This window comes from Mesorhizobium sp. B2-1-8, from assembly GCF_006442545.2.
Taxonomy (GTDB): Bacteria; Pseudomonadota; Alphaproteobacteria; order Rhizobiales; family Rhizobiaceae; genus Mesorhizobium.
In genome coordinates this window covers 2,335,011-2,360,569 of the sequence record NZ_CP083952.1, presented here as the reverse complement: position 1 = coordinate 2,360,569, position 25,559 = coordinate 2,335,011, and the positions used below count along the sequence as shown (strand labels likewise).

Here is a 25,559-nt window from a genome sequence, read left to right as displayed (position 1 = left end):
TTCAGGATCCGAAGCTGCCATGCGCGCGGATCGTCGGGGCGAACGAGCCGGTCACCACCGTGCTCTGCTGGACGCCCTTGCCGACGACCGACCGCCGCAGCATCTCGCTCCTTGGGCCAAAGGCTTCGATCATGCCGCCGCGCAAGAGCATCACGCGGTCGCAAGCAGCCGCGATCGAAGGCTGATGGGTGATCACGACGACCGTGACGCCGGCCGTCCGCGCCGCCGAAAGCACCGCCTCGAGCGCGGCCTCGCCGCTGCCGTCGAGATGGGAACTGGGCTCGTCGAGCACCAGGATCCGCGGATTGCCGTAGAAGGCGCGCGCCAGCCCGATACGCTGGCGCTCGCCGCCCGACAGCGCCCTGTCCGACGGGCCGATCATGGTCTGGTAGCCATCGCGCTGCGCCAGGATCAACTCATGCACCTGGGCACGCCTTGCCGCATCGACGATCGCTCCGTCATCCGCCTCCGGGTCGAAGCGGGCGACGTTTTGCGCGATCGATCCTGGAAAGAGCTCGACCTCCTGCGCGAGGTATCCGACATGCTTTCCGAGCTGGCTTTCGTCCCAGGTCCCGAGGTCGGCGCCGTCGATCCTGATTGAGCCGCCGGTCGGCTGTGCGGCCCCCACGAGCAACCGCGCCAGCGTCGATTTGCCGGCGCCGCTCGGGCCGACGATGGCCAACGCTTCGCCGGCGCCGATCGCAAAGGTCAGCCGCTTGAGGATGGGCTCCGTGCCGGGTCGGGCATTCGGCGCCATGAAGAAAACGTCCTGCGCGGAAATCGCGCCTGCCGGATCGGGCAGGATAAGTTTTCGCGCCTCGGCCGGACGTGCCGCAAGCGCCTTTTCCAGCCGTGTCCACGCCCGCCGGGCGTCGGCGATCTGGCGCCAGGCGCCGATCAGCTGGTCGAGCGGCTGCAGCGCGCGCGACGACACCAGCGACGAAGCGAAGATCATGCCGGCCGTCATCTGCCCCTGAAGCACCAGCCATGCGCCGGCGCCGAGGATCGCCAGCTGCAGCATCATGCGCAGCGCCCGCGAGGCGCCGCTGAAGATCGCATTGGCGCTCGAGGAACGGTCATGGAAGGTGAGCGCAGCCGCTACGTGCCGTCCCCAGACCTGCGCGGCGTTCTCCACCATGCCCATGGCGCGCAGCGTCTCCGCATTGCGGGCGAAGGCCTGTTCCGCATGGCTGGCCAAGGCCGACCGCTCCGTGGACAAGGTATCGTTCCTGCCGATGGCAAGCTGGTTGGCCATGACCAGGAAAAGCAGAACCACCGCGCCGGCCACCGTCACCCAGAACAGCACCGGATGGATCAGATACAGCAAGGCGAGGAAGGCCGGCGCGAAGGGCAGGTCGAACAGCACCGCCACGCCGCGCGACCTGACGAAGGCGCAGACCGAGGCGAGGTCGCGCAGCGGCGACAGGCCGCCGGCATATTTTGCGCCGAGCGAAATGGCGAAGGTGCTGGCACCCAGCTTGCGGTCGACGGTCGCCGCGACGCGCTGCGTGTAGACGGCACGGATCGCGTCCAGCAGCCCGAGGAAGGCGAGCGCGAGAACCGCGATGCCCGAAAGATAGACGAGCGTCTCGACGCTGGAGGACGGCAGCACGCGGTCATAGACCTGCAGCAGGTAGAGCGGGATCACGAGCAGCAGGATGTTGATCAGCAACGAGAAGATGCCGACATCGGCGATGGCGCGCATGAAGACCGGACGCAGGCCCGACGGTCCAGTCATTTCCGCTTTCCCCACCGCTGCATGACCCCGGGACCTTACGCGTGGCCTCCGAATTCCGAGCCGTTGTGCAGCGTGCTGCTGGCGATGCTGTGCGTGGCGCTGCTGCTGGTGATGTGCAGAGCGCTCGCCGGCGCGTTGTCCAACGTATAGGCGCGGATGTAGTCGATCTTCATCTCGGCTGGCGTCGCCAGATGATCGGGCGGCGAGCCGGCGAAACCGCCGACCGCGAGATTGACCAGCATGTACATGGGCTTGTTCATGTCGGATGGCGTCGCCGCTTCCGCGACCTGAACACCATCATAAGTCCAGACGAGCTTCTCCGGCGTCCACAGCACGCCATAGGTGTGGAAGCCGGCGGTGTCCATGGTATTCACCGTCGACGTCACCTTGGTGTGCGTTCCCGTTTCATTCGAGTGCGCCGTCATGATCAACGAGTTCGGGTCCTGTCCGCGCGTCTCCACCACATCCAGTTCCGGCGGCCACGAGCCGTCTTCCGGCAGCAGCCAGAAGGCTGGCCAGGCGCCGGCGTTCTCGGGCAGGTCGGCCCGCATTTCGAAATAGCCATAGGTCTGCGAGAACGAGTCATGCGTCGTCAGGACGCCGGACGTGTATTCGTAATTGTTGATGAGAGGCTTGATGTCTGCCGGCGCCTGAGCCGCGGTGATGGTGAGCACGCCGTTATCGACGCTGAACGGGTGGACCGAACTCGTCGGTGCGTAATTGGCGTTGATGTACCACTGCAATTCGGCATTGTCGCTCAAAGTGCTGCCGTTCGGCGCTCCCCATGAGAAATTGGTGTCCCACGTGCCGCCCTGGGCATTGTGAAGATTGAGCGTGTTGAAATCGTCGCTGAAGGACAGCTTCATTGCGGACATGTCGATCGGCAATTCGAACTGGCCGGGCTGCAGCTTGTCGACGGTCGTGTCCTTGAACTCGAGGATCTCGCCGGATCCGAGGTTCAACAACACGTTCGATCCCGCCTGGACCATGTTCGAGTGGATGGCGTCGAACGAAGTGAACCCATAGCCATTGAGGCGTACGGTATCGGTGGCGGCAAAATTCGCGATCAGATCGCTTCCGTCGCCTTTCGAGACGATGAACGTGTCGTAACCGCCGCCGCCGTCGATCAGCACATCGTTTCCCGCGCCGCCGTCCAGCGTCTGGTGCCCGGCCTTGGCGGTGATGATGTTGTCCAACCCATTTCCGAAGGCGTAGTTATTGGGGTTTGTGACGATGAGGTTCTCGACATTGTCGGGGAGCTTGTAGTTCATCCATGTGCTGATCGTGTCGATGCCTGCCCCGGCGGCCTCGGCAACCTTGTTGCCCGCCCCATAGAGGTAATAGATGTCATCGCCTGTGCCACCATGCATCGTGACGTTGACATTGCCTGCTCCGTAGAGCGAGTCGTTTCCCGCACTGCCGTACAAGTCCGGGCCGGCCCCTGGCGCCGAGAACCAATGGTTGGAGGCGCCGCTATAGGGAAGAGGAACACCCACGGCGTTGACGAAGAAGCTCATCGGACAAATCCTCCTCGTGATGCCTGGCCAGCTTGTGTCGTTCGATTCCAGGCGACCGCACCCGGACCAACGTTGCCATGCGAGATATCGTTCCAGGAACTTGCCATATAGTCTGCTATTGCATCGATCATTCGGTGACATTCTCTGAGCGGACAGCACAACAGACCAACAATTGGTCGATAGATCGTAATCAGGCGGGCGAAATATTTAATAAAAATTTCACGATACCGGACGATCTACTTGCGGTCATGCCTGTTTCAGGTCACCCGGAGCGCTCTCTGCTGTCTGGCTAGGCCGTGCAATTGCCGCTCCGGGAAATAACGCGTTGCCGCACCGGCTGACGATTGAGATGGTCGACCTCGACAAACTGATCGCCACCCGCCAGCCCAGCGGCCACCGCGAAGTGATGCGCTGACTGTCGTAGTGTGCGACCTGCCCTCAGACAGCGGCCTCGATCGGCTCGGCAAGCCTGGGATTTGAACGCGCGGCGATCAGGCAACTGGCCACGATAAGGCCGGCTCCCGCCAGCGTGGTCCAGGTCACCGCCTCGTCGAAAAAGAGGAAGCCAAGCGCGATCGCCCAGATGAAGGCCGAGTACTCCGTCGGGATCAGATATTGCGCTTCGGCCCGCGCGTAAGCCCAGCTCATCAGGAACTGGCCGGCGAGCGACAGCGCCGTTACCCCGGCGAGCGGAAGCCAGAGTTCTCGAGGCAGGGCAACGGCGAGCCAAGGTGCCGCGAGACCGAGGATGACCGCCACGCAAAGATTCTGGAACAGCATGATCTCGATCGGCTTGGCCACCAGTGCCTGCTGCCGCGCAAGGATCAGATTGTAGGCGTAGAACACCGTCGATACCAGCACCGCCGCTGTGCCGAGCAAGGCATCCCTGGCATGGTTCGCCTGCCCGAACTGGCCGCCCACGATGATTGCGACGCCCGCTATGCCGGCCAATGAAGCCCAGATCGCCCGCCGCTGTATTCTTTCGCCGAGCAGCAGCGCGGCCAGCAGCAGGGCAAACAGCGGCGCGACGAAGCTGAGCCCGATCGCCTCGGCCAGCGGCAGCCTGGCGAGCCCCCAGAAGAAGGACAGCAAGACGACGCCGACGACCGCGGCGCGCAGCGCATGCAGCTTGAGCACGGAAGGCGTGGGCAGCCTGCGTGGCCCAATCGACCAGCCAGTAGCCGCGACCACGGTCGCCAGCATGCTGCGCCACAGCACCGTGTTGTAGACGCCGACCGCGATGACCAGCACCTTCATGGCCGCGTCCATCCCCGACAGCAGGAAGATGCCGAGCGCGCAGACAAGCACCGGGACCATGGGAGAAACGACGCCTGCCAGGCTGGATGACTTCACGAGGCCCCCTCATGTGGTGGATCGCAGCCGGGTATATCAGGGCCGATCGGCGGGGCCAGATGGCAGCCACGCCGAGATGGCGGTCCACATTGCTGCGTGTGATCTGGGACCTGAACTTTTTTGCCAGCCTGTCGATTCCGCCATTGCCCGTTCGTCATATGATTGAACCAACCCAACCAAGGAGAAGACCATGCGGTTCATGATGCTGATGATCCCCGGCGGCTACGCGGACGCCGCACCCGATGTCATGCCCAGCGCCGAGGCGGTGGAAGGGATGATGAAGTACAATCACGAACTGAAGAAAGCCGGCGTGCTTCTGGCGCTCGACGGCCTGCATCCGCCGTCCGCCGGGGCGCGGGTCAGCTACAAGGGCGGCAAGCCTGTGGTCGTCGACGGCCCCTTCGCCGAGGTCAAGGAAGTGCTGGGCGGCTATTGGGTGATCGACGTGCGCTCGCGCGATGAGGCCATCGAATGGGCCCGTCGCTGCCCCGCCGGCGAGAACGACGTGATCGAAATCCGCCAAGTCTTTGAAATGAGCGAATTTCCCGAGGACGTTCAGAAGGTGGCGGAAGGTTTTGGCGAGCTGAAGGGTTGACCGCCAACGCAACCATCGAGGCCGTCTGGCGGATCGAGCAGCCGAAGCTCACCGCCAGATTGGCGCGCACCCTCAGGGATGTCGGGCTGGCCGAGGAAATCGCGCAGGACGCCTTCCTGCTGGCGCTGGAGCGCTGGCCTCGCGACGGCATCCCGCGCAACCCGGCCGCCTGGTTGACGCAGGTCGCCAGGAACCGCGCGCTCGACCGGCTGCGCCGCACCACCATGATCGACGGCAAGCATCGCGAACTCGCCATCGACCTCGCCGAACTGGAGCGCGAGATGCCCGACATCGGGGCGGCGCGCGACGAGGATATCGACGACGACCTCCTGCGGCTGATCTTCACCGCTTGCCATCCCGTCTTGCCCGCCGAGCAGCGCGCCGCACTGGCCTTGCGGCTCTTGGGCGGGCTGTCGACGCCGCAGATCGCCCGCGCCTTCCTGGTGCCCGAAGCCACAGCAGCCCAGCGCATCGTGCGCGCCAAGCGAACCCTTCGCGATGCCGCCATCCCGTTCGAGACGCCACGCGCGGAAGAGCGGCGCGACCGCCTCGCCGCCGTGCTGGAGGTGGTTTACCTCATCTTCAACGAGGGCTATGTGGCCACCACTGGACCGGACTGGTTGCGCACCGATCTATGCGCCGAGGCGCTGCGCCTTGGCCGCTCATTGGCGGCGCTGATGCCTGACGAGCCCGAGGTGCGGGGGCTGGTGTCGCTGATGGAGTTCAACGCCTCGCGCTTCGCGGCCCGCACCGGCGCAACGGGCGACCCGATCCTGCTGCTCGACCAGGACCGCGGCCGGTGGAACTGGTCGCTCATCCGGAGCGGCCTCGACGGCCTGAATCGCGCCATGGCCCTGACATCAGCGCCCGGCCCCTATCTGCTGCAGGCGATGATCGCGGCCTGCCATGCCCGCGCGGTCACCGCCGCCGACACTGACTGGATCGCGATATCGGCCTATTACCAGGCGCTTGCGCTCTCGGCTCCCTCGCCAATCGTCGCGATCAACCGCGCCGTGGCGGTCGGCATGGCGTTCGGCCCGGCGCAAGGCCTCGCCATCGTCGAGGCGCTGAAGGACGAGCCGCGCCTGAAGGACTCGCATCTCCTGCCCACGGTGCGCGGCGATCTCCTGGAGAAGCTCGGCCATCGGGCGGAAGCCAGCGCCGCGTTCCGCCAGGCCGCCCAATTGACCGGCAATGACAGGGAACGCGCCCTGCTGCTCGCCCGCGCCACGGCAGCCGCCGATCGCGACCTTTAGCTGGCCGTTCACCGCCGCGCCAAGCGGGTTGGTAGGCGTGGCGTTTCAAGCTAACTTTCAGGCGCGCCGCAACTTCTTCGCAAGAACCCCGACGAAAAAAGGGCGGCGCAAGCGCCGCCCCGTATCCTTGGGAGGACAATCCGATCCGGCGGATCAGGCCGCCTGGGCTTCCCCGGCGACGGCATCGGCGGCACGAGCGGCCTTCAGCACCTTGGCCCACCAGGCGACGTCGTTGACCAGCGCGGTGGCGGCCTGGTTCAGGTGCTCGAGCTCCTCGAGCTTCTTCTCGCCCTGGCGGACGGCGAGGAAATCGCCCCAGGCGATATGGACGGCGGACTTGACCGGCGCCATCTGCAATTCGACGGCGTGGAGACGAAGCTGTTCGACGGCGCGCGAGCCACCGACACTGCCATAGCCGACAAAGCCGGCCGGCTTCTTGTTCCACTCGTTGGCGGCGTAGTCGATGGCGTTCTTCAGCACGGCCGTCGGGCCGTGATTGTATTCGGCGGCGGTAAAGATGAAGCCGTCGAATCCGGCGACCTTCTTCTGCCAGCGCTGTGCGACTTCGTTCTGCGACGGCGCCCAGGCGGAAGACGCGACCTCGTCGAAGAAGGGCAGCGGAAAGTCGCGCAGGTCGACAATTTCGACATCGATATCGGCATGTGCCTTGGCGATCTTGGCGATCCACTGCGTCGGCACGTCGGCGAAGCGGGCGGCGCGCGTCGAACCGACGACAATGGCGATTTTGGGCTTGGACATAAGGGGGCTCTCCTTGCGGGAATTTTTGGTATCGTTTGGATACCGGCGCTATATGTGATACTGTCAAACTGGCGCGCAAGGAGGCACGTTTTTGTTACTGAGGCACCCGCATAACACCGAGGACTGCCGGGCCGTGTCGGAGATCCTGCAACGCGTCGGCGACAAATGGACCGTGCTCGTGGTCGGCAAGCTTGGCGGTGGACCGCTGCGTTTCAACGAGCTGCGCGCGGCTGTCGGCGGCATCTCGCAGAAGATGCTGACGACCACCTTGCGCGGCCTGGAGCGCGACGGCTTCGTCACCCGCAAGGTGTTTCCGACCATCCCGCCACGCGTCGATTACGAGCTGACGGAGCTCGGTCACGAGTTGCTGGTCCCGGTCGGCGCGCTTGGGGATTGGGCACGCAAGAACACCCAGCGCGTCCAGTCGGCGCGCGCCAGATTTGACGAGATGCAAGCCTGAAGTCCTTGCGCGGCAAGGAGTCCGGAGTTTCGCACTGAGCGGCGCTTCGTGTTTGCAGGCGAAGTCATCGTTCCCTGAACGAGGGGGCTTGGTTCGCCGAAGAGATCCGGGAATCTTGTGCATGGCGCTCGAGGTGAGCTCACCCCGCCGTGACGCTGACCGCATTCCAAAGGCAGCCGGTCAGACTGTTCGCGCCATGGCCCCGCAAGGCGTCGGGCTGCCGATCGTGCACGCCGCTGTCCGCTCCTTCACACCAGTCGTGTCATGCACACAGGCGGTGCGCCCAAGGTCCTGTTTGACTTCGGCATAAGCGGTTATGGCAAGCAGACAGGCGAGCGCGGCGAGAGCCGCCGCAAGCCAGCCGTTCGATAGGTGTTGACGCATTGTCTTCCTCCGACGCCCGCAGAATTGGCCGTGGATGCAACGGCAGGATGTCGCTGAACGCATCGCTCCGCTCGGGCGATGTTACAAATGTCCGGGATTTGGCAGAATCAGCTCTCGGGTGGAACGGCCTTCGGCCTGCCCTCCCCGTCGAGCGCCACCATGACGAAATCGGCGTGCGTCACCTTTTCCATCAGGTCGGAGAGATAACGTTGTGCCCAGGCCTCGACCTTGAGCGTCATCGAGGTGCGGCCGACGCGTTCGACATGGGTGTAGATGCACAGCGTGTCGCCGATCTTCATCGGCTTGGCGAAGGACATCTCCTTGACCGCCGCCGTCACCACCCTGCCCCTGGCGCGCTCCGCGGCGCGGATGCCGCAGGCAAGGTCCATCTGCGCCATCACCCAGCCGCCGAAAATGTCGCCGGCGGCATTGGCGTCCGAAGGCATGGCCAGCGTGCGCAGCGTCAGGTCTCCGATCGGCCGTCCGTCCGCGTATTGCACCATGGGCCGAATCCTTGCGAGGTGATGATCATAGATCCCGTATCGCCGCTGCAGGAACAGGTCAACGCGCCGCAGCTGCTGTTTCCTCGCCTCCATGGGGCCATTGGCTAACCTTGGCATTCGCCCGGTTGTGCCTGATTTTCAGCGGCTTCGGGTTTTGGAACGGGCTTCCCCCACTCCGTCGCTGCTTCGCAGCGCCACCTCTCCCCCCTCCGGAGGGAGAGGAAGGCGCCAGCCCCGCCAAGCTCGCGCCCTTCCTCTCCCCCGTCGAACGGGGGAGAGGTGGCGAGCGAAGCTCGACGGAGTGGGGGTCGACTGCGCGGCGTAAGACCAGGCGCTAGCCGAGAGGCGCACCTCTCAAAAATAACCTGCAAGGTTCGCTCGGATGCGGTCCAGAACGGTGTCGCCGGAAAGGTCGGGAACGAATACCTTGCCGGTGATCGCCTCGTAAGCCTGGGCATAGACGCGCGAGGCCTGTTCGACGATCTCGTCCGGAATCCTCGGGATCGGGTCCTTGTAGGGATCGCAGCGCGCGGTCACCCATGAGCGGATGAAATCCTTGTCGAAGCTCTCCGGCCGCGTACCATCAGCCAGCGCCTGTTCGTAGCTCGCCGCGATCCAGTAGCGGCTGCTGTCGGGCGTGTGGATTTCGTCGGCGAGGATGATCGTCCCGTCCTTGTCGGCGCCGAATTCGTATTTGGTGTCGGCGAGGATCAGGCCGCGCTCGGCGGCGCGCGCCTGGCCGCGGGCGAACAGCCGCAAGGCGTAGTCCGAGACGGTCTCCCATTGCGCCGGCGTAAGCAGGCCCTGCTCCAGAATCTCCGCCCTGGACAGCGGTTCGTCATGGCCGCCATCGGCCGCCTTGCTGGTCGGCGTGATGACCGGTTCGGCCAGCTTCTCATTGTCGCGCAGGCCGTCCGGCAGGCGCATTCCATACATCTCCCGTTCGCCGCGCCGGTAGCGGGTCAGGATCGAGGTGCTGGTGGTCCCCGCCAGATAGCCGCGCACGACGATCTCGACCGGCAGGATGTCGAGCCTAGTGCCGACGACGACGTTGGGGTCGGGATATTCCAGCACATGGTTCGGACAGATATCGGCCGTTTCCTCGAACCAGTACCGCGCCGTCTGCGTCAGTATCTCTCCCTTGAACGGGATCGAGGTCAAGATGATGTCGAAGGCGCTGAGACGGTCGGTCGCGATGATGATGCGCCTGCCGTCGGCCAGGTCGTAATTCTCGCGGACCTTGCCTTTGTAATAGCCCGGCAGTTCGGGAATGAAAGCATCCGACAGGACACGCATGGGCTCTCCTGCCTTTGCGCAGAGTGGCGATGCCCTCGCATAGTCCGTCGACCCCATGCATATCAAGCGCGATTGTCGGTATTCCCCGCGACGTAGCTGGATATACCAGTCGCTTTTTTCACAACCGATGCCGGAAGGCGCGGCGACGCGGCGGGCCCGCCGCGCCTAGGTTGGTGCCACATTCAGGAGCCACCGACGTCCACCATGCAGACCTACGATTTCATCATTGTCGGCTCCGGCTCGGCCGGCTCGGTTCTGGCCGACAAATTGTCGGCCTCGGGCCGCTTCTCGGTCCTGGTGCTGGAGGCAGGGGGCAGCGACCGCCGCTTTTACGTGCAGATGCCGCTCGGCTACGGCAAGACCTTCTTCGATCCCACCGTCAATTGGAACTACAAGACCGAGCCGGACCCCGGTCTCGGCGGCAATGTCGACCACTGGCCGCGCGGCAAGCTGCTCGGCGGGTCGAGTTCGATCAACGCCATGGTCTGGATCCGCGGCGCTCGCGAGGATTTCGACGACTGGCGTGCCGCCGGCAATCCCGGCTGGGGCTATGACGATCTGCTGCCGGCCTTCAAGGCGCTCGAGGACAATGAGGCCGGCGCCGACGCATGGCGCGGCAGCGGCGGCCCGCTGCACATCAGCGATACGACTGATGCCGTCCACCCGCTGACGAAGCGCTATCTCGCCGCCGGCCAGCAGGCCGGGCTGCCGCTCAATCCCGATTTCAACGGCGCTGCCCAGGAAGGCGTCGGCATCTACCAGATCTCGACCAGAAACGGACGTCGCATGTCGACGGCACGCGCCTTCCTGCGCCCGGCGATGAAGCGCGCCAATGTCCGCGTCGAGACCAACGCGCTGGCCAGCCGCATCCTGTTCGAAGGCAAGCGCGCGGTCGGCGTCGAGTATCTCCAGAACGGTCAGACGAAAACGGCCCGCGCCGGCCGCGAGGTGATCCTGTCCTCGGGCTCGATCAACTCGCCGCAGCTCATGCAGCTCTCCGGCGTCGGCCCTGCTGCATTGCTCAAAGGATTGGGCATCCCGGTGGCTCATGCCAACGAGAATGTCGGCGCCAATCTGCAGGACCATGTCGGCATCAACTACACCTTCAAGGGCAAGCTGCCGACGCTCAACCAGATCCTTCGCCCGTGGTGGGGCAAGCTTTTGGTCGGCATGCAGTATATCCTGACCCGCTCCGGCCCGCTGTCGCTGTCGATGAACCATGGCGGCGGCTTCTTCCGCACCGACCCGGCCTTCTCGCGGCCCAACATGCAGCTCTACTTCCAGGCCTTCTCGACCCTCATCCCGAAGAACGGCGAGCGTCCGATCCTGACGCCGGATCCTTGGCCAGGTTTCTCCATCGGCCTGTCCAACTGCCGTCCGTCGAGCCGCGGCGAGATCATGATCCGCTCCAGCAATCCGCTGGATTATCCCAAGATCGTCGCCAACGCCTACTCGACCAACGCCGATGTCGACGAGATGCTGGCGGCGGTGAAATTCGTGCGCCAGATCGCCTCGATGCCGGCCATGGCCGAGATCATCGCCGAAGAGGTGTTGCCCGGACCGTCGATCCAGTCCGACGCCGACCTGATCACCGATTTCAGGAAGCGCTCCGGTACCGTCTATCACCCGGTTTCGACCTGCCGCATGGGCCCCGACCCCTCGCGTTCCGTCGTCGATCCGCGCCTCAAGGTGCACGGGCTCGAAGGCTTGCGCGTCATCGACGCCTCGATCTTTCCCGACAACATCACCGGCAACACCAACGCCGCCTCGGTCATGACCGGGTGGAAGGGCGCCGAACTGGTTCTGGAGGACCATAAATGAAGATCACCGACGTCAAGACCTGGGTTGTCGGCAATCCGCCGCCCGGCATCGGCGGCAAGTATTTCATCTTCGTCAAACTCACCACCGATGGCGGTGTGGTCGGTTATGGCGAGGCCTACAACGCTACCTTCTCCGCCCACATCACGGCGAAGATGATCGAGGACATGGCCGAGCGATACCTCGTCGGCCGCGATCCGCACGACATCGAGAATTTCTTCCGCCGCGCCTATTCTTCCGGCTTCACCCAGCGCCCCGACGTTTCCGGCATGGGTTGTTTTTCCGCACTCGAAATGGCCTGCTGGGACATCGTCGGCAAGGAGGCCAACAAGCCGGTCTACAAACTGCTCGGCGGCCAGGTGCACGAGACGCTGCGCTCCTACACCTATCTTTATCCGCACACCGGCAGTGTCCATTCGGAGGACGCGCCGGACGGAAGGAACGTCTACAACGACCCTGAAATGGCCGCGGCCTGCGCGCTCGAATATGTCAAGCAGGGGTTCAACGCCGTCAAGCTCGACCCGGCCGGCCCCTACACCGCCTTTGACGGCCACCAGCCCCGCCTCGTCGACATCGATGTCTCGACCCGCATGATCAAGGCGATCCGCGAGGCGGTCGGCACCCGCGCCGACATCCTCTTCGGCACGCACGGCCAGTTCACCGCATCGGGCGCGCTGCGCCTGGCGCGCGCCATCGAACCCTATGATCCCTTGTGGTTCGAGGAGCCGGTGCCGCCTGACATGCCCGAAGTGATGGCGCAGGTGGCGCGTGCGACTTCGATCCCGATCGCCACCGGTGAGCGGCTGACGACGAAATCCGAATTCGCCCGCGTCATCGAGAACCGCGCCGCGACCATCCTGCAGCCGGACCTCGGCCGCTCCGGCGGCATTCTGGAGACCAAGAAGATCGCCGCCATGGCCGAGGCCTATCACATCCAGGTCGCGCCGCATTGCTATTGCGGGCCGATCGTCGGTGCCGCCAACATCCAGCTCGCGGTGACGCTGCCGAACTTCCTCATCCTGGAATCGCTGAAGCAGTGGGACGGTTTCCACGCCACGCTCCTGAAGAAGAAGATCGAATGGCAGGACGGCAATGTCATCCCGTCGAAGGAGCCGGGTCTCGGCGTCGAGCTCGACGAGGCTGTCTGCGACGCGCATCCCTACACCGGCAAGGACCTGCATCTGCAGATGATGCAGACGCCGCTGATGCCGTGAACGAAAGCTACGCCTTCATCGGCCTTGGCCATCTCGGCGGCAACCTTGCCGCCAGCCTGATCCGCAACGGCTTTGCCGTCACCGTTGTCGACCGCGACCCCGCCGCCGTCGAGCGCCTCGTCGCGCTCGGCGCCACGGCCGCCAACAGCCCGGCCGAGGCAGCCGCCCGCGCCGGCAATGCCATAAGCTGCCTGCCCTCCCCAAAAGTCAGCGAAGCCGTGCTGGCCGGCCCGGGCGGATTGCTGGAAGGTCTGCCCAAGGGCGGCACCTGGATCGAGATGTCGACCAACGGCCGCGACGAGATTTTGCGGCTCGCCGCCCTCGCCTCGGCCCGAGGCGTCGAGACGTTGGAATGCCCGGTCACCGGTGGCGTGCATCTGGCGGCGGTCGGCAAAATCACCGCGTTGGTCGGCGGCGATGCCACCCTCTACGAGCGCCACCGCCCGGCCATCGAAGCGATGTGCGCGAAGTCGTTCCTGATGGGTCCGATCGGCTCGGCGGCGGTGATCAAGGTCATCACCAACATGCTGGCCTTCATCCATCTCGTCGCCGCCGGCGAGGCGCTGATGCTGGCCAAGCAAGGCGGGCTCGACCTCGCCCAGTCCTACCACGCCATCGTGGCCTCCTCCGGCAACAGCTTCGTCCACGAGACCGAAAGCCAGTTGGTGCTGAACGGCTCCTACGACATCGGCTTCACCATGGACCTGGCACTGAAGGACCTCGGCTTCGCGCTCGCCATGGCCGAACAATCCGGCGTCCCGCTCGATCTGGCATCGCGCGTCAACGCGATTTTTCAGCAAGGCAAGGCCGCGTATGGCGGCGGCGCCTGGTCGACCCAGATCGTCAAACTGCTGGAGGATACAGTCGGCACCGATCTGCGCGCGCCGGGCTTTCCGGCCAAGTTGGAAATCTGAGCAACATGAGCCAGCAAATGAAATCAACGCGTTGGGCAAGAATCTAGACTCAGAGCCGCAACAACTTGAATCAGAGCTGCAACATCACGACTGGTTTCCTGAACGAGAGTTTCGATCGGATCGCATACCTCGGCGATTGACGGAAACACCCTTCCCTTCGTCATCCTCGGGCTTGACCCGAGGATCCATGCCGTAACATCAAGGCGTTGCAACGGTGCTGTTCCGGCCAAGGTCGCGGCATGGATCCCAGGGTCTCCGCGACGGAGCTTCGCTCCTGCTTCGCCCAGGGATGACGACGTTGTGGGACGCTGTCCCCGGCAACATCTCGTTTCAATACCTCAGCGTCAACGCCCCAGGCAGGATCTCGAAGGTCGCCGGTATGCGCCCGGGCGACTCGCCGTCTATGTCGACCAGCGCGCCGTTCTTTTCCACATCGCCGAGCGGTTCGACCACCACTTTCCTGCCGCGCAAAATGGTGATGGCGGGATGGTCGCGGTGCCTGCCGCCATAGAGCAGCCTGATATCCCAGATCAGCTTCAGCTTGCCGGCCGCGCGCAGGATGACGATGTCAAACTGTCCGTCGGTCAGTTCCGCATCGGGCGCGATCATCATGCCGCCGCCGAAGAATTTGCCGTTGGCCACCGCCACCAGCGCCATGCGCGCCTCGACCGGGTCGCCGTCGTCGACGGTGATCCGTACGTCCTGGAAGCGGTAGCGGATGAACTCGACCACGGTGCGCCACAGGAACAGCGCCTTGGCCGACATCCTGCCCTTGCGCTTGTCGGCATTGACGGCGCGGTCGGTGGCGCCCGACAGGCCAAGGCTGGCGATATTGATGAAGTGGCGGCTGGCCAGCGCGCCATGCTCGTCGACATAGCAGATGCGGCCGGCATCGACCGCCCTTGCCTTGGCCTCGGCCATCCGCTTCAGCGTCGCGTCGATCGCCGTCGGCAGGCCGAGGCCGCGCGCGAAATCGATGCCGGCGCCGCAAGGCAGCAGGCCGAGTTCGGTTGTCCTGCCGCCCTCCTCGCGGGCCTGCAGCAAGCCGTCGGCCACTTCGCTCGCCGTGCCGTCGCCGCCGGCCGCGATCACCAGGTCGAAACCGTTTGCCGCGAGATCGAGCGCCAGCCGCTCGGCGTCGCCCTCGGCCTGTGTTTCGCGCAGTTCGAAATCGCCGAAGTGCTTTTTCAGCGCTGCGGCGACATCGGGCCAATGCCGTTTCAGCCGGCCGCCACCGGCAATCGGATTGAGCACCACCCCGACCTTCACTATGCATCCTCCCCCGGAAGGCGCCGGACATGCCGCGCCCAAATCTTTTGCCGGTATTGAAACCCGCGCCTGTCGGCAGGGCAAGGGGCACCGTCGGTTCGGTCGCCGAAAAAGCGGGGCAGGCTGTCTAAGGCGTTCGCGCCTGAATTTCCTTGGCTTCTGGCATCGGTCCCCGATAACCCCGCTATCCACAGGGGCGCGGCCATTCCCCAAACCCCTTACCCGGCGTAAGTTCAACCCATCTCAGGCGGCTACCGATCATCAAGCCGAAAGGCGAAGTGAAAGGCGGATTTCCTGAGGCCCGTACGGCCCGGAGCGAAAGCAGGCTTGCCTGTTCGAGGGACGGAAGCCGAGACCTACGGGGCCGCGGAAAGCGTGCCAACGCCGACGGCGGACCGATGCTGCCATGAAGGACGGCAAAAACCTTCGATGGCGCGCAGGGCAAAGCCCGCAAGGGCCAAGACCGGCGTGGTCTGGAACGGATGCTGCCTTCGGGCGGCCTCTGGCAGGACCGTCAAAATCAAGGCCGGCATGGCGCGACGACTTTACGGAAGTTGCTGCCGCGACCGTGTCCTGATCTGACAGGGAGGCGCTGGGAGAAATCCCGGCGCCGACTGTCTTTGGGCTCTCCAACACAATTGTTACGGTGTTTCTGGTCAGGGCTGCAACCGGCGGCAAAATCAGCTAACGTTCGACGTCAATTGAAGGGGGATACTTCATGACGCTGATCCAGAAGCTTGCCGTCGCTTATGCGTTCCTGTTCTTCGCGGTCGTCGCCATCGGCTACATTCCGGCCTTCAACGATGCCGACGGCAATCTGTTCGGCCTGTTCTCGCTGCAATGGTATGACGACCTGCTGCATGCCTTTTCCGGCGTCTGGGCGCTGGCCGCAGCCTTCATCTCGCATCGCCAGGCGGTGTTCTATTTCAAGCTGTTCGGCTCGGTCTATCTGTTCGACGGCGTGCTCGGGCTGATCACCGGCTCCGGCTGTCTCGATGCCGGCATCTTCATCAACGGCTTCCGCTCCCTCAACGACATCGAATTCCCCACCCGCTTCTTCGCCAACCTGCCGCACATCGTCATCGGCGGCATCGCCGTCTATATCGGCTTCTGGCTGTCGAAGCGCATCTACGACCACTTCGCCACGGCCTGACCGGCGATGTTCCTGTTCCGCTTGATAAAGCGCATCATCAAGGCGATCCTCTGGCTGATCGTCATCGTCATCCTGATCCCGATCGCCGGGCTCGCCTATGGCTTCCTGACCACGCCGTCGCTCGACAAGTCGCCTTTGCCCGGCATTGCCGACGGCGCGCCGCCCAAGGCGCTGGCCGACAAGGTGCGCGCCGAGATCCCCGGCTACCAGCGGCCGGAGGAATCGACCTTCCTCACCTATCCGGAATGGGCGATCGTCTACGCCGCGCGCGAATATGCCGGTTTCGTCGCCAAGGACCAGCCGAGCGGCTTCCCCTATTGGTCCTATGTCGGCTGCTTCTGGCAGGATTACGCCACGGTGATCCGCGCCAGTTCCGCCTACAAGTTCAACTATGCCAACCACCAGATGCTGGTCATCATCGGCACCAGCCATTCGATCGAGCATATATTGCAATGGGCCTATGAAAACACGGTCGGCCGCATCACCGAGGCGGCATCGGGCAAGCGCACCGCCGCCGATATCTACCAGGCCAAGGTGGCGGCGGATTATGCCGCCTTCCTCGACCAGGTGCCGTGGTATCAGTTCCCCTATGCGCAAAAGCGCGCCGGGCTGTTTGCCGTGCAGCCGGCGCCTGGTGACAGCTCCGTCCGCACCAGCGAACGCAAGCTCGCCTTCGGCCTCGCCGACACCATCAAGCAAGGCTATGCGGACCTGATCAAGCAGGCGCTTGCCGCGACCTCCGACCCCGCCTTCCTCGATGTCCATGTCTGGGCCAAGGGGCCGGTCGGCGAGGCCACCCGCAACGAGCCCGACACCTTGCTGGAACGCGACTACGGCACTGACGGCACCGTTTTCGTCACCAAGCGCTATCAGGTCTTCACCGACATGATCCCGCGGCTGATCGACAAGGGTGTCTCCTTTGTCGAGATCGGCGGCAATGACGAGATCATGGTCACGGTGCTGTCGACCGATTCAATCGCCGTCCCCGAGGGCATGCGCATCCTGTTCAGCTATCCGCTCCCCGCGGAACCCTCGACGCGCCGCACCGGAATGGTCGTGGCCGTGCGCAAGCTGCATCTGGTGCTGCCGTCGCTGATGAAGGCCGGCGCCAGGCTCGAACACGTCTACGACTATTGAGGCATTTCGCTCACGCCCGGAGGAAACACGCGCCGCCACGCACATTCCATGGTCGAAGCCAAATTCCCGCCTTGATCACACGCAATGGAGAATTGCGTGTTGCCCAGGCGCGACATGCGCCTGACTGGGCTGCCGGGGGGCATCTCGAAGGGACGAGACCGTGATCAAGACCGCCCTTGTCGCCATGACCATCGTCGGCTGCGACTGCGACGCCAAGCTCTGCGAATATATCGGCGAGACACCGGCCAAGTGGTCGACCATCGCCGATTGCGAAGCGGCGATGAAAAGCCAGATCCTGCACGAGCGCAATTTCAATTATCCGCTCGTGTCCGGCATCTGCCGCGCGAAGGGCTCGGCGTCCTCCTCGCACCTGGCCGCGATCGCGTCGGGCCCGGAACTGAAGCCCGCCAGCCGAACCGTCAGAACGGAAAGCCCGCTGCCGCCCGAGCTCAGCCATCGGCCGAGCGTGCCCGTCGGATCGCCCACGACGGCCCTGGACGCGGCCGCTGCCCGCCCCGTCGCCTATGAACAGGTGGTCGATGGCGGCACCGGCGTGCTCTATCGCACGAAGAACGGCTACGCGGTGGTCAAGACCGATCTCGGCCGCGCCGTCTCGGCAACCGCCGACGCGGCAAAGCGCTCGGTGAACTGGCTGGCCGGCCTGGTGCCGGGCAAGCTGTAGGCCTCGTCTACATCTTCAGCTTCAGGCTCTGCCAGAACTTGTCGATCAGCGGCTTCTCGGTCGCCGCGTCCTCGCCCGCGACGCGCGTGATGAACAGCAGCCCCTGGTCGGCGCGACCGTAGCCGACGATCTCGAAATAAGCAGTGTCGGTGCGGGTCTTCACCTCGGCGGTGATGCCGGTCAACGCCTTGCCGTCCGCGAGCTTGCGCGTTGTCGGCTGCTGCGTCAGCTCGGCACCGGCCTTGACCGATTCCTTGGTCATCTCCTGCAGCATCAGCTGGTTCAGCGACACCGGGTTCATCTTGCCGTATTCCTGCACCACGACGATCGTGCCCAGCGCCGAGGCCATCAGATATTGCGTGATGTTCTCGCCGAGATCGGTCTTGGTCACCGAAATGCCGCTCGGATGGACGAAGGAGAAACTATCGCCGGAAAAGGTCGCGAAATCGTTCTTGTCGAGCTTCACGTCGACCTGTTTGCCGTCCGGCAACGTCACATGGACGCTCTCGCCGGCGTCGATGTCGACCGCCTTGCCGTCGATCGTCAGCCTGAAGGCTTTCAGGTCTTCGGCGCCGGCCGGTCCGGGGCAAAGTGCGACGAAGGCGAGCACCGCCGCCGCTGATCCCATCCGCATGGAATTCTCCTCCAACTGCTAAGCCGTCCCGCTCAGCGCCTTGATGGCACGGTAGAAGGTCGAGGAAAACAGTTCCGTCGGGTCATAGCGCCGCTTTGCCGCCAGGAAGGCGGGCAGCTCGGGATAGGACGCCAGCAGCTCCTTGGCCGTGTAGTGCAGCTGGTAGGGCAGGAAGAAGCGGCCGCCATGCTTGATCGTCGCGTCGATCAGCGCCCGCGTCAGCGCCCGCATCCTGGCATTGCCATCGGCATCGGCCGGCTGATTGATATACAGCACCAGCGAATAGGCCGGCTCCGGCGCATAGGTCAGCGCCACGTCCTCCTTGTGGACGATGCGCACCGAAGCGTTGAGCACCGGCAGATCCTGGTTGCGCAGGATCTCGCGCGCTTCGGCGATGAACTCGACATAGGCGGCGCGAGGAATAAAATATTCGTGCAGTATGTCGGTCTCGTTCATGAGGTCGTTGAACAGATACGGCACCGAATCGTGCATCGGGTTGTTGCGGGTGACGAGACAGGCCTCGCCCTCGGCAAGCGCGGAGGTACGCGGCACCGTACAGCTCTCGAATTTCGGCTCCAGCGTCTTTTCAGTGAACCACTTCAGTTCCTGGAACGCGCTGCCCCATTTGGCCATGTTCATGATCACCCGCTTCAGGCCGACGCCATCGGGTTCACCGAGCGCCAGCTGGTCGGCCGGCGGCTGCTCGGCGACCTTGTCGTAGCGGTAGACGATCATGTCCTCGAGGAAATTGCCCGGCGCCGTCGACAGATGGCCGTAGAACAGGCCGATGTCCTTGTTCGGGTCCAGCACCTCGGCAAAGAATTCCGGGAAATCGTCGGATTTGATGATCTCGCGCGAGGTGCGGTAGACGGCATTGTCGACGATATCGAGCGTCGCCTCCAGCACCACGCCGAACAGGCCGTAGCCGCCGACGACATGGCGGAACAGCTCGCCGTTGTCGGCTGGCGAGCAGGTGGTCACCGACCCGTCGGCCAGCATCACGCGCATGGAGCGGATCGAGCCTGCCACCGAACCCGCCCGGTGGTCCATGCCATGCGCGTTCACCGACAGCGAACCGCCGACCGAAAAAATGTCGGTTGATTGCATCGCCTTCACCGCGAAACGCGGGTGCAGCATGTTCTGGATGTCGTGCCAGCACGCGCCCGGCTGCAAGGTCATTGTCTTGGCCGCGGCGTCGACCGTGATCTTGTTGAACTTTCTGAGGTCGAGAACCAGCGCATTGTCGTCGAAGGCATGCCCGCCCATCGAATGGCGGATCGCCGCCAGCGACACTTTCAGCCCGGTGGCGCGCGCGAAAGCCAGCGCCCTGGCGATGTGCTCTTCCTCATTGACCTCGACCACGCCATAGACCGGCGTCCTCGACAGGCCGCTGGCATCGTTGATGTCGCCGCCTTTTGCCAGCCAGGGCAGCGACGGATCGAAGGCCGGCGGGCTGGCGATCGGCTTCATCGGCAGTGCGATGCCGTCTATATCGGCGATGCGCCCGGTGTTCTTCGGCCCTGACGGGCCTCGCGCCAGCCGCGCCACGGTGGTGCCGCCCCAGAGCACGGCTCCGCCGAAGGCAGCCGCGCCCAGCAGCAGCCGCCGCGACAGGCGAAACCCCTTTTGTTCCTCGGCCATGCGGATCCCCGGTCAGCCAAGGAATAGCGCGGCCTTTTGGCAAAAACCATGGCGACGCTGCCGGAACGGCGTTTCGCCACCGTCGTCGCCTGACGGGGAGTGTCCAAGCTAATGAAAATGGCCGATCCCCGAAGGAACCGGCCAGATTGGAGCAGGGTCTCAAAAGTCCGGTCGGCGGTCTCTACGAGGCCTTCTTGATCGACGTCACCATGCCGGTCTTGTCGTCGACCATCACCGCCATAGCACTCCGTGCTGTTTCGGTTTTCCGGTACCGCTTGGGAGAGAGCAGCACCGAACGGCCCGAGACTGGGGCGGAAAGCGCACTGGCCGCAAATCACGTTGGGTGTATTTTCGCAAAGGAAATCATCGGCTTAATTCCGACATAATAGCCTCTAAGCCCCCGATAGCGACCGCTTGCCCTACCCTCATGTAAGGCTTTCTGCGCGCGAAATGAGTCGTTTGACGGATTGCGGCTCGCGCCGTCGGCGATCACGCGGCCGCCGCAATCCCTTCCCGGCCGTATCACGAAACAGGACTTCGATTTTTTCATCGATACACGTTTTATGTCGTGCGCCGGCTCTAGCCTGCCAGCCGCAGAGATGAATTTCGCGCTCAGGTTGCAAAATCGAAGCGAATGCCGGATGGTGTCGCCTTGTAGTAAGGGGGGACTTCATGAGAATCGCCGTCCGGACCACACTATCCCTGATGCTGGCGTTTTTGCCCGGCCTGGCTGGCGCGCAAGGCGCCGATCCGGGTGACGACAAGACGATGATCTTTGCTCCTGATGATCCCGACATGGCGGCGGCGACCGCGCGGGCGCTCGCCAGCCTGGATGAATTCCTGGCCTTGTCCGAAACACCTCCGTCCGGCACGGACAGGTTCAAGCTGAAGGTCAAGGTGCGGGACGGCAACGTCACCGAACACTTCTGGGTCATTCCCTTCCGTCGCACGGAGACAGGATTTGTCGGCATATTGGCGAACGAACCGGAGGAAGTGCACAACGTCGTGCTCGGCCAGAATATCGAATTCACGCGCGACGATATTTCTGACTGGGGGTACACCAGGGACGGCCACCAGGTCGGCAGCTTCACCGTCTGTGTGATGTTCAAGAGAACGTCCAAGGAAGAGGCGGACTATATGCGTGGCAAATACGGCTTCGACTGCTGAGCCTGCTTCGGCCTGTCAAATCGCCCCATCCCTCGCGCCGATCTTCCTCACCAAGGCCGCCGTCGCCAGCATGGCGCCCATGTCCGAGATCATCGGCGCGACATGGGTCTGGTAGTCCAGCGGCACCGAAATATCAGGCAGTTCGAAGAAGTTCTTCGGTTGCGGCAGGAGCAGAAAACCGTCGCCGCCGTTGAGCGCGACACGCGCCGGCTCGTCCGGCCAGGTTTCGCCGAGCCATTTCAGCGCCTGCGCCAGCCGGCCGGTCACCAGCGGCCGTGCCGCCTCGACATTGTCGGTGCGGAACTCGTAGGCGGCGTCAAGCTCAGGCACGCCGGACGGCAGTTCCTGCATCCTGGTCGCGAACATGCCGCGGAAAAAGCCGATGACGCCACTGGCACGTCGCGCCGCCACCAATATTCCAGGAAACGGCTCGATGGCCTCGAAAGCGACGACGACACCCTTGAACGTGGTGGCCTTGTTCTTGGTGGCGCCTCCGTCCCAAAGATCGGCTTCGTACAGTTCGAAGGCAAATCCGTCATAGCGTCCGGAGATGATGTCGTCGAAGCGGCTCATGGTGAAACCGCCGACCGTCTCACGCGGCAATCGGTCGAAGGAATGCGGCGTCACGCCTTGTTGGTAGCGCATATCTCCAATGAAGCCGAAGATGATCGGCATCAGCGTCTGGCGAAACGATTGCCGCAGCCTCGCCGCCGGCCTGACTGCCCTGAAATAGAGCATGATCGCCACCACGAAGCCGATGACATAGAGAAATACGTGCGGCGTCGAGAACCATTGCTCGTTGGGATCGGCGACCTTGTTGAACAGCCAGGCAATGAGAGCGACGAACACGACCACCAGGCCAATGAACAACGGCACGCGCCACTTGACCCCGCGCGCCACCGAGGCCCTTGTCGCTTCGTAGGTCTCGATGTCCTTCTTGATGGCTGCGACGGCATCCGCGCCCGGCATGAAATTTTCCATCGCCATCCCCCGCCGCCAGTGTTGCCGCATGATAGCCAGTTTTGTCGGAATGACGCTAGCCGGAGACAGCAAGCGCGACCTCCTTCTCCCCTTGTGGGAGAAGGTGGATCGGCGCGATAGCGCCGAGACGGTTGAGGGGTGTTCCAGCTTGGCAACGCCCGATTTCCGATTTTGCCTGCCTAGTGGAAAGATCGCCAACGTCTCATTCCGTCACGCACCCCTCATCCGTCTCGGCGCTGCGCGCCGATCCACCTTCTCCCACAAGGGGAGAAGGGAAAACCGCTCCCAGCCGGCCCTCGATTTTTTGCCGCATCGACACGTCCAATTCCTCCACCGACACCAGCCGCTCATGGTCGCCCACGCGTAGCCGCATGAATGGATGCAGCCGATAGGCGGCGACCCTGCCGCGCGTATCGGCATCTGCACTCACATCGACCACGAAGATCCCGCCGATCCGCCCCGGCCATGGCTGGCGGGCGAAAGCGGTGCCGAGGAAATCGCCGAGCCCATAGGCGACGACTGTCTCCCCAATCCGCTCTACCGGCTGCACGACATGCGCGTGATGGCCGGCGATCAGCCCAACGCCCTGGCCGGCCAGCCGCTGAGCCAGCGCCCGTGTTCCGGCGCGCGGAAAATGGCGGAATTCCCAATCCCAATGCGGCACGGCACAAAGCAGGTCTACCCCAGCACTCGCCTCGCGCGGCCAGTCCGTCGGATCGCTGTCCATCGCGACGCGCCCGGCAAACAGGCTTTCGTCGGCGTTGCGCCAGAGCGTGAAAGCGGCGAAGCCGATGGCGAGCGGCCCGGCCGCGAAGCGTTCGACCGGACCATTGGCGGCCAGGCCGATCACGCCGATATCGAGCCGCTTCAGCGCCGCCACCGTCGCGTCGAAACCGGCGACGCCCTGGTCGAGCACATGATTGTTGGCCAGCGACAGCACCAGTTCTTCGCGCCGTATCCCGACCGCCGCCAGCGTCTCCGCCAGAAAGCGTTCGCTCATCGCATGATGCGTGCCGAGCTTGGTTCCCAGGACGGCGCTCGGCCTGCCGACAACAGGGCTTTCACAATTGCCGATCACCAGATCGGCCGTGCCCAGCAGCGCCTTGATCGCCGGATCGCAGTCGGGCGCGCTCCGGTTGGCCACCGCCGAGATGTCGCCGATGAAGGCCAGCCGCACCGTCTGTCCTGGTGGCGTATCCATCAGCGTCCCCGATGCCGGCGCAAACCCTGTGGCATCACCGGCGAGCGACGGTTTGAGGAAGCGCGGCAGCCAGGACAGTTTGTAGGAGAGCGGATAGTTCGACACGGCACGCCCAATCGTTTGCCTTGTTTAGACTGTCCAGCGGGCAGGTTGAAGCCGTCGGCAATCGCGATGTGGACAGCGCTTCGGCGCTGGCAGGCGCGACGTCGTAAATCCGTGTATGGTCGCTGCCGACAAATGGGAGGCAAAAGATGACACGAATGGCAAGCCTGCTGGCATCGGCTTTCATTCTGCTCGTGCCACTGTCGTCCGCATCGGCCGCCATGCCGGAAGCGGCAACCGCTCTGTTCGAAGCAAGGACCGTGGCCGCGCGCGACAGCGCCCTGTCTACCCTGGAAGCGGCCGCGCCGAAGGATCCGGCGTCCGCCTATGCCGCCGGCGCCGGCGAATTCTTCACCGCGCTGGAATTGCTGGCCAGCGGCCTGCACCGCCATGGTTTCGAGAGCCCGCAATCCTTCATGCTGCCGCTGATGCAGCTGCCGGTGCCGCCCAATCCCAAACCCGAGCCGCTGACCTACGAAGAGTTCCGCGCCATACTGGTCGCCTTCCGCGACCGGCTGGGAAAATCCGCCGCGACACTGGGTTCGGTGCCTGCCGATGCCGATATCGGCATGGTCATCGACCTCACCCATGTTGGCATCGACCTCAACGAGGACGGCACGATCGCGCCGGATGAAAGCATGGCGGCGATCATGGCCGCGCTGTCGCGCGGCGGCATGGCGCCGGACGGCACCGCGCCCGCGCTCACCTTCCGCTTCGACCGCGCCGACGGCTATTGGCTGCAGGGCTATGCCGACTTCCTGATGGCGCAGGCCGATTTCTGGCTTGCGCATGATTTCAAAGGCACGTTCGACGGCTCGTTCCACATGCTTTTTCCGCGCGCCAAGCTGCCATTGCAGGACATCCTCGTGCCGCCGCCAAGCGAGATGGGCTCGAGCATCTTCTCCTCGGAATGGCGCATCGCCGATTTCATCTCGATGGTGCACCTCATCAACTGGCCGGTGGTCGAGCCGGAGCGCCGCAAGGCGGCGCGCCAGGAGCTGCTCGAAATGATCCGGCTGTCGCGCGAGGACTGGAAGGCGATCCGCGCCGAGACCGACAATGACCGCGAATGGCTGCCCGGTCCGCAGCAGAAGGGCGAAAACCCGCTCACCGGCCTCGAAGTCGGCGAGGAGCAGGTCCAGGCATGGCTCGCCACCCTGACCATGGCCGAGGACCTCCTGGAAGGCCGGGCGCTGCTGCCGCACTTCCGCATCACCGGCAAGGGCATCAACATGAAGCGCTTCTTCGACGAGCCGAAGCCCTTCGACCTCGTGCTGTCGATCACCGGCCCCGGCATCGCGCCTTACCTCGAAACCGGCAAGATCCTGACCAGCGAGGATTTCGATCAGATCCAGCGCGAGTTCGGCGGCGGCGGGTTTTTGACGTTCGCGCTGTGGTTCAACTGAGACCGCGCCGTCGCCATCCCAGGGCGTAGCAAGGAGCGAAGCGACGAGGCGCAGATCCTAGCGCCGACGATCAGAAGAACCGGCGTTGGAGCCGCAGGAGCCCGGCCATGACTGCTGCTATGAGCGCGTTCGATATCACGCCGACCGCACCACTCATCCAGGCGATATCGCCGGACTGGCCAAGGATCGCCGAGGGATAGCCGATAGCGATCACGACAATCGCCGCCACCAATCCAAGCCAACCCGCCCCCGGCCGACCGGCCAACCGGCTGAGGAAGTAGGCGATCGCGACCAGCACGATCCTGAGCGGGTCCAGTATCTGGGCAATGACGATAACAGTCAGAAGCATGGCCGGGCACTAAGCTTCAAAACCAGACCT

25 protein-coding genes are annotated in these 25,559 nt (G+C 64.1%); 12 read left to right on the top strand and 13 right to left on the bottom strand.

The genetic code is table 11. The features are described 5' to 3' along the window. Window position 1: 1 nt before the first annotated feature. From FJ970_RS11500 to FJ970_RS11490, 3 genes are all read right to left on the bottom strand, one after another. Complete coding sequence (locus FJ970_RS11500) at window positions 2-1,738, bottom strand: type I secretion system permease/ATPase (RefSeq protein ID WP_140759459.1); 1,737 nt, start codon at window positions 1,736-1,738, stop codon at window positions 2-4. Between the two features lie 35 nt (window positions 1,739-1,773). Next, on the bottom strand, window positions 1,774-3,255 hold the full coding sequence (locus FJ970_RS11495; protein WP_140759454.1) for a family 16 glycosylhydrolase: 1,482 nt from the start codon (window positions 3,253-3,255) through the stop codon (window positions 1,774-1,776). A 438-nt stretch (window positions 3,256-3,693) separates the two neighbouring features. Further along, on the bottom strand, window positions 3,694-4,572 hold the full coding sequence (locus FJ970_RS11490; protein ID WP_140759613.1) for a DMT family transporter: 879 nt from the start codon (window positions 4,570-4,572) through the stop codon (window positions 3,694-3,696). 226 nt (window positions 4,573-4,798) lie between these two features. Here FJ970_RS11490 and FJ970_RS11485 point away from each other — a divergent pair, with 226 nt between their 5' ends. Both FJ970_RS11485 and FJ970_RS11480 read left to right on the top strand, forming a co-directional pair. Then, window positions 4,799-5,203, top strand: coding sequence for a YciI family protein (locus FJ970_RS11485; RefSeq protein ID WP_140759451.1), 405 nt, complete (start codon window positions 4,799-4,801; stop codon window positions 5,201-5,203). Beyond that, window positions 5,200-6,459, top strand: a complete 1,260-nt coding sequence (locus tag FJ970_RS11480; RefSeq protein WP_140759448.1) for an RNA polymerase sigma factor — start codon at window positions 5,200-5,202, stop codon at window positions 6,457-6,459. The genes FJ970_RS11485 and FJ970_RS11480 overlap by 4 nt, the downstream gene beginning before the upstream one ends. Window positions 6,460-6,612: 153 nt before the next feature. Here the strand turns inward: FJ970_RS11480 and FJ970_RS11475 are convergent, their stop codons facing one another. Further along, complete coding sequence (locus FJ970_RS11475; protein ID WP_140759445.1) at window positions 6,613-7,218, bottom strand: NADPH-dependent FMN reductase; 606 nt, start codon at window positions 7,216-7,218, stop codon at window positions 6,613-6,615. Between the two features lie 91 nt (window positions 7,219-7,309). On the opposite strand from FJ970_RS11475, the gene FJ970_RS11470 reads away from it, so the two are divergent. Continuing rightward, on the top strand, window positions 7,310-7,678 hold the full coding sequence (locus tag FJ970_RS11470; RefSeq protein WP_140759442.1) for a winged helix-turn-helix transcriptional regulator: 369 nt from the start codon (window positions 7,310-7,312) through the stop codon (window positions 7,676-7,678). 180 nt (window positions 7,679-7,858) lie between these two features. Here FJ970_RS11470 and FJ970_RS11465 read toward each other — a convergent pair whose 3' ends face one another. The 3 genes from FJ970_RS11465 to FJ970_RS11455 all read right to left on the bottom strand — a co-directional run bounded on the left by FJ970_RS11465 (window position 7,859) and on the right by FJ970_RS11455 (window position 9,861). Continuing rightward, the gene (locus FJ970_RS11465; protein WP_140759440.1) at window positions 7,859-8,062 is read right to left on the bottom strand and encodes a hypothetical protein; all 204 of its coding nucleotides are present in this window, start codon (window positions 8,060-8,062) and stop codon (window positions 7,859-7,861) included. A 107-nt stretch (window positions 8,063-8,169) separates the two neighbouring features. Next, window positions 8,170-8,565: an acyl-CoA thioesterase gene (locus FJ970_RS11460; RefSeq protein ID WP_140759437.1), complete on the bottom strand. Its 396-nt coding sequence runs from the start codon at window positions 8,563-8,565 to the stop codon at window positions 8,170-8,172. A gap of 354 nt (window positions 8,566-8,919) precedes the next feature. Then, the gene (locus FJ970_RS11455) at window positions 8,920-9,861 is read right to left on the bottom strand and encodes a phosphoribosylaminoimidazolesuccinocarboxamide synthase (RefSeq protein ID WP_140759434.1); all 942 of its coding nucleotides are present in this window, start codon (window positions 9,859-9,861) and stop codon (window positions 8,920-8,922) included. A 204-nt stretch (window positions 9,862-10,065) separates the two neighbouring features. Here FJ970_RS11455 and FJ970_RS11450 point away from each other — a divergent pair, with 204 nt between their 5' ends. From FJ970_RS11450 to FJ970_RS11440, 3 genes are read left to right on the top strand one after another with little or no spacing between them, the layout of a single operon-like run. After that, the gene (locus FJ970_RS11450) at window positions 10,066-11,682 is read left to right on the top strand and encodes a GMC family oxidoreductase (RefSeq protein WP_140759431.1); all 1,617 of its coding nucleotides are present in this window, start codon (window positions 10,066-10,068) and stop codon (window positions 11,680-11,682) included. Beyond that, the gene (locus FJ970_RS11445) at window positions 11,679-12,893 is read left to right on the top strand and encodes a mandelate racemase/muconate lactonizing enzyme family protein (RefSeq protein WP_140759428.1); all 1,215 of its coding nucleotides are present in this window, start codon (window positions 11,679-11,681) and stop codon (window positions 12,891-12,893) included. The genes FJ970_RS11450 and FJ970_RS11445 overlap by 4 nt, the downstream gene beginning before the upstream one ends. Continuing rightward, window positions 12,890-13,807, top strand: a complete 918-nt coding sequence (locus FJ970_RS11440; protein ID WP_140759426.1) for an NAD(P)-dependent oxidoreductase — start codon at window positions 12,890-12,892, stop codon at window positions 13,805-13,807. Before FJ970_RS11445 ends, FJ970_RS11440 begins: the two co-directional genes overlap by 4 nt. Window positions 13,808-14,137: 330 nt before the next feature. On the opposite strand, the gene FJ970_RS11435 is transcribed toward FJ970_RS11440, so the two are convergent. Further along, window positions 14,138-15,076, bottom strand: a complete 939-nt coding sequence (locus FJ970_RS11435) for a diacylglycerol/lipid kinase family protein (protein WP_140759423.1) — start codon at window positions 15,074-15,076, stop codon at window positions 14,138-14,140. Window positions 15,077-15,794: 718 nt separating this feature from the next. On the opposite strand from FJ970_RS11435, the gene FJ970_RS11430 reads away from it, so the two are divergent. From FJ970_RS11430 to FJ970_RS11420, 3 genes are all read left to right on the top strand, one after another. After that, a complete protein-coding gene (locus FJ970_RS11430) occupies window positions 15,795-16,229 on the top strand; it encodes a DUF4383 domain-containing protein (protein WP_027143311.1) in 435 nt (144 codons plus the stop codon). Between the two features lie 6 nt (window positions 16,230-16,235). After that, complete coding sequence (locus FJ970_RS11425) at window positions 16,236-17,366, top strand: hypothetical protein (protein WP_140759421.1); 1,131 nt, start codon at window positions 16,236-16,238, stop codon at window positions 17,364-17,366. Window positions 17,367-17,526: 160 nt separating this feature from the next. Further along, window positions 17,527-18,048 carry a hypothetical protein gene (locus FJ970_RS11420; RefSeq protein WP_140759419.1) on the top strand — a complete coding sequence of 174 codons (522 nt, stop codon included), beginning with the start codon at window positions 17,527-17,529 and terminating at the stop codon, window positions 18,046-18,048. 7 nt (window positions 18,049-18,055) lie between these two features. Here FJ970_RS11420 and FJ970_RS11415 read toward each other — a convergent pair whose 3' ends face one another. Next, window positions 18,056-18,682: a hypothetical protein gene (locus tag FJ970_RS11415; protein ID WP_140759417.1), complete on the bottom strand. Its 627-nt coding sequence runs from the start codon at window positions 18,680-18,682 to the stop codon at window positions 18,056-18,058. A gap of 18 nt (window positions 18,683-18,700) precedes the next feature. Then, a complete protein-coding gene (locus FJ970_RS11410) occupies window positions 18,701-20,323 on the bottom strand; it encodes an FAD-binding oxidoreductase (RefSeq protein ID WP_140759415.1) in 1,623 nt (540 codons plus the stop codon). Window positions 20,324-20,517: 194 nt separating this feature from the next. Between FJ970_RS11410 and FJ970_RS11405 the strand changes: the two genes are divergently transcribed. Both FJ970_RS11405 and FJ970_RS11400 read left to right on the top strand, forming a co-directional pair. Beyond that, a complete protein-coding gene (locus FJ970_RS11405; protein ID WP_140759413.1) occupies window positions 20,518-20,709 on the top strand; it encodes a hypothetical protein in 192 nt (63 codons plus the stop codon). Between the two features lie 286 nt (window positions 20,710-20,995). Beyond that, a complete protein-coding gene (locus tag FJ970_RS11400; protein WP_140759411.1) occupies window positions 20,996-21,490 on the top strand; it encodes a YegJ family protein in 495 nt (164 codons plus the stop codon). A gap of 15 nt (window positions 21,491-21,505) precedes the next feature. On the opposite strand, the gene FJ970_RS11395 is transcribed toward FJ970_RS11400, so the two are convergent. Both FJ970_RS11395 and FJ970_RS11390 read right to left on the bottom strand, forming a co-directional pair. Further along, window positions 21,506-22,477 (bottom strand): DUF3137 domain-containing protein, encoded by a 972-nt coding sequence (locus FJ970_RS11395; RefSeq protein WP_140759409.1) that lies wholly within the window; start codon window positions 22,475-22,477, stop codon window positions 21,506-21,508. A gap of 196 nt (window positions 22,478-22,673) precedes the next feature. Beyond that, window positions 22,674-23,777: a CapA family protein gene (locus tag FJ970_RS11390; RefSeq protein ID WP_140759407.1), complete on the bottom strand. Its 1,104-nt coding sequence runs from the start codon at window positions 23,775-23,777 to the stop codon at window positions 22,674-22,676. A gap of 146 nt (window positions 23,778-23,923) precedes the next feature. On the opposite strand from FJ970_RS11390, the gene FJ970_RS11385 reads away from it, so the two are divergent. After that, window positions 23,924-25,180 carry a hypothetical protein gene (locus FJ970_RS11385; RefSeq protein WP_140759405.1) on the top strand — a complete coding sequence of 419 codons (1,257 nt, stop codon included), beginning with the start codon at window positions 23,924-23,926 and terminating at the stop codon, window positions 25,178-25,180. 70 nt (window positions 25,181-25,250) lie between these two features. Here the strand turns inward: FJ970_RS11385 and FJ970_RS11380 are convergent, their stop codons facing one another. Further along, a complete protein-coding gene (locus tag FJ970_RS11380) occupies window positions 25,251-25,529 on the bottom strand; it encodes a hypothetical protein (RefSeq protein WP_140759403.1) in 279 nt (92 codons plus the stop codon). Between the last annotated feature and the right edge of the window lie 30 nt (window positions 25,530-25,559).

Coding starts and splice junctions, on each gene's coding strand:
- FJ970_RS11380 (WP_140759403.1), bottom strand. CDS start 25,529: ATGCTTCTGACTGTTATCGTCATTGCCCAGATACTGGACCCGCTCAGG.
- FJ970_RS11410 (WP_140759415.1), bottom strand. CDS start 20,323: ATGGCCGAGGAACAAAAGGGGTTTCGCCTGTCGCGGCGGCTGCTGCTG.
- FJ970_RS11415 (WP_140759417.1), bottom strand. CDS start 18,682: ATGCGGATGGGATCAGCGGCGGCGGTGCTCGCCTTCGTCGCACTTTGC.
- FJ970_RS11445 (WP_140759428.1), top strand. CDS start 11,679: ATGAAGATCACCGACGTCAAGACCTGGGTTGTCGGCAATCCGCCGCCC.
- FJ970_RS11500 (WP_140759459.1), bottom strand. CDS start 1,738: ATGACTGGACCGTCGGGCCTGCGTCCGGTCTTCATGCGCGCCATCGCC.
- FJ970_RS11460 (WP_140759437.1), bottom strand. CDS start 8,565: ATGGTGCAATACGCGGACGGACGGCCGATCGGAGACCTGACGCTGCGC.
- FJ970_RS11465 (WP_140759440.1), bottom strand. CDS start 8,062: ATGCGTCAACACCTATCGAACGGCTGGCTTGCGGCGGCTCTCGCCGCG.
- FJ970_RS11400 (WP_140759411.1), top strand. CDS start 20,996: ATGAGAATCGCCGTCCGGACCACACTATCCCTGATGCTGGCGTTTTTG.
- FJ970_RS11450 (WP_140759431.1), top strand. CDS start 10,066: ATGCAGACCTACGATTTCATCATTGTCGGCTCCGGCTCGGCCGGCTCG.
- FJ970_RS11455 (WP_140759434.1), bottom strand. CDS start 9,861: ATGCGTGTCCTGTCGGATGCTTTCATTCCCGAACTGCCGGGCTATTAC.
- FJ970_RS11430 (WP_027143311.1), top strand. CDS start 15,795: ATGACGCTGATCCAGAAGCTTGCCGTCGCTTATGCGTTCCTGTTCTTC.
- FJ970_RS11495 (WP_140759454.1), bottom strand. CDS start 3,255: ATGAGCTTCTTCGTCAACGCCGTGGGTGTTCCTCTTCCCTATAGCGGC.
- FJ970_RS11475 (WP_140759445.1), bottom strand. CDS start 7,218: ATGTCCAAGCCCAAAATCGCCATTGTCGTCGGTTCGACGCGCGCCGCC.
- FJ970_RS11425 (WP_140759421.1), top strand. CDS start 16,236: ATGTTCCTGTTCCGCTTGATAAAGCGCATCATCAAGGCGATCCTCTGG.
- FJ970_RS11485 (WP_140759451.1), top strand. CDS start 4,799: ATGCGGTTCATGATGCTGATGATCCCCGGCGGCTACGCGGACGCCGCA.
- FJ970_RS11385 (WP_140759405.1), top strand. CDS start 23,924: ATGACACGAATGGCAAGCCTGCTGGCATCGGCTTTCATTCTGCTCGTG.
- FJ970_RS11490 (WP_140759613.1), bottom strand. CDS start 4,572: ATGGTCCCGGTGCTTGTCTGCGCGCTCGGCATCTTCCTGCTGTCGGGG.
- FJ970_RS11395 (WP_140759409.1), bottom strand. CDS start 22,477: ATGGCGATGGAAAATTTCATGCCGGGCGCGGATGCCGTCGCAGCCATC.